The organism is Bacillus sp. C30 (assembly GCF_040838255.1).
GTDB classification, from domain to species: Bacteria; Bacillota; Bacilli; order Bacillales; family Bacillaceae_G; genus Bacillus_A; species Bacillus_A mycoides.
The window spans coordinates 1-1,743 of the sequence record NZ_JBFPJH010000521.1 but is presented as its reverse complement, the minus strand read 5'-3'; the positions used below and the strand labels follow the sequence as shown (position 1 = coordinate 1,743).

The window sequence follows — 1,743 nt, the reverse complement described above, 5'->3', positions numbered from 1 at the left end:
CCACTATGCAAACAGCTTTCTATTTATATAGGAAGGAAATAGATTAATATAATTTATTGTAAGTTTTACCGGCGGAAATTAGCTCATTTGCACTAAAGGCTCAATTTTCGCCATAAATGATTGATGAAGTGCTTCAACACCCGTTACTAAATGAAGACGGTCAATAACGACAGATACTTTAATTTCTGATGTACTTACCATTTTAATATGAATATCTTCTTCTTTTAAAGTAGTGAACATATTCGCAGCAACTCCTGGGTTAGATACCATACCAGATCCTACAATTGATACTTTTGCTAAATGATTTTCATGTTCTACAGATTCATAGTGAAGTGCTTCTTGATTTTGTTCCAATACTTCTAATGTTTCTCTTAAATCATTAGAATGGATCGAGAAGGAGAGGTGAACAGTTCCTTCATTTGTAATACTTTGAATAATAATATCTACATTAATATGTGCTGCTGCTAATGTAGAGAAAACTGTTGAAAGTGCACCTTGTTCTAATCCTTTAATTGTGACGCGTGTAATATTATCCTCAAATGCAATACCTTTAACGATTGATTGTTGTTCCATGTTACATTCTCCCCTTACAATTGTTCCATTTTCTTGTTCCATACTTGAGCGAACTTCTAAAATTACATTATGATTTTTAGCAAACTCAACAGCGCGTGGGTGTAATACGCCAGCACCGAGGTTGGCAAGTTCTAACATTTCGTCATAAGAAATTTCATCTAATTTATAAGCATCTTGTACAACTCGTGGATCAGTCGTATATACGCCGGTCACATCCGTATAAATATCACATTTTTTTGCTTTTAGTGCAGCAGCTAATGCGACAGCAGTCGTATCGGAGCCACCGCGACCAAGTGTGGTAATTTCATTTTCTTCACTTATTCCTTGGAAACCAGCTACTATAACAATCGTGCCTTCAGTAAGGTGAGACTGAATACGAGTAGTGTTAATGTCAGTAATCCGTGCACTACTATGTACAGATTCTGTCGTAATACCAGCTTGCCATCCTGTTAATGAAATTGCGTTATAACCTTTTGTTTGTAGTGCCATTGTTAATAATGAAATGGTTACTTGTTCTCCTGTAGATAGGAGCATATCCATTTCACGTTTACTTGGATTTTCAGTAATAGCGTTAGCAAGTGCTACAAGTTTATCCGTACTTTTTCCCATTGCTGAAACGACAGAGACAATACTATGTCCTCGTTCATATTCTTCAATAATTAAATTTGCTACATGTTGAATGCGTTCGACGCTTCCGACAGAAGTACCGCCAAATTTTTGTACAATCGTTTCCATTACGAATTCCTTCTTTCGTCCATTTTTAAGAATAGGTTAGGACATATACAAATCCCAATATTCCTGTAGTTACCAGAGAGAAAAACAAAAAACACCATCTCAAATAAGTGAGGATGGTGCTGTTACAGGAAAAGGGAAACAGAAAACGGAGCTAATAAAAAAACCGCCAAAAAAGGAATATCATAAAAATGATATCTCTTTTTTGTAGATAGCTCTTCATACGTACACGTCTGTACATATGACAGTTCTGTTTCTATTCGAAAACAGCCCCAATTGATAAATGCAGAGAAATTTATCAATTTCGGCAACACTTCCTTTCCTCTAAAATCATAGACATCTCTGTGTCTCCTTTAGAATACTTATAAGCGTTGCAACCTCTATCTCACGTTTTAGGCGAGAGTGTATGATTTATGAAGTTGTTGGTAACATTTGTTT

Annotated in this window: 1 protein-coding gene and 1 riboswitch; the gene reads right to left on the bottom strand. The window is 35.7% G+C overall.

The genetic code is table 11. The annotated features are described in order from the left end of the window. Positions 1–78: 78 nt before the first annotated feature. Positions 79–1,308, bottom strand: coding sequence for an aspartate kinase (locus AB3X49_RS22455; RefSeq protein WP_002064751.1), 1,230 nt, complete (start codon positions 1,306–1,308; stop codon positions 79–81). Positions 1,309–1,509: 201 nt separating this feature from the next. Continuing rightward, a riboswitch (Lysine riboswitch) is annotated at positions 1,510–1,696 on the bottom strand. Positions 1,697–1,743 lie beyond the last annotated feature (47 nt).

Bases quoted from the DNA above. Each gene is read 5' to 3' on its own strand.
- AB3X49_RS22455 (WP_002064751.1), bottom strand. From the start codon at position 1,308: ATGGAAACGATTGTACAAAAATTTGGCGGTACTTCTGTCGGAAGCGTC.